Source organism: Kiloniella litopenaei (assembly GCF_000982415.1).
Taxonomy (GTDB): Bacteria; Pseudomonadota; Alphaproteobacteria; order Kiloniellales; family Kiloniellaceae; genus Kiloniella; species Kiloniella litopenaei.
On sequence record NZ_LANI01000075.1, the window covers coordinates 1 to 483 of the forward strand.

At 28.4% G+C, this 483-nt stretch carries 1 protein-coding gene; it reads left to right on the plus strand.

Annotation, left to right across the window (positions count from 1 at the left end):
- Positions 1-299 precede the first annotated feature (299 nt).
- Complete coding sequence (locus tag WH95_RS21380) at positions 300-443, plus strand: hypothetical protein (protein ID WP_157846038.1); 144 nt, start codon at positions 300-302, stop codon at positions 441-443.
- The last annotated feature ends 40 nt before the right edge of the window (positions 444-483 follow it).

The following is a 483-nucleotide window of genomic DNA, read 5'->3' on the forward strand; positions in this document are numbered from 1 at the left end:
ATAAAATAAATGCTCCAAAAAATAATTATTCTCAGGAGCTAAATAGGGATCTTTAAAAAAGTCGGGACGATTTTTTTGAGTTATTCAGATTATTTTTTTTAATAAAAAATAATCTGAATAAAAGATAACTAGAATATATAGGGGTGATTTTTAAAATATTTAAAAATATCTCTGAAATTTTAAAGAAAAGCCGAAAAATAAAGAAAATCGATAAATAAATAAAAAATACCCGCTTATTCCAAAATAATTCAAAAATAGCCCTATTTAGATTGAACAACTTAAAAAAAAGAGGTTCATCTATGAAAATTATTATATCAAAAAGCATTAAAAGAAAAGCCGATAGTTCTTATAAAGAGGACTTAAGGCAGCTTATTAAGCTCATTGCCGTGGCCGCGGCACGTGCAGATTTCGCGGCTGAAAAAGGGGGCGCAAATGACAATTAATAGGGCGCTATATTTTTTAAAAAATTCTCATACAACAAGG

What these genes read in the sequence shown, in the direction of transcription:
- WH95_RS21380 (WP_157846038.1), top strand. Translation starts at nt 300, where the DNA reads ATGAAAATTATTATATCAAAAAGCATTAAAAGAAAAGCCGATAGTTCT.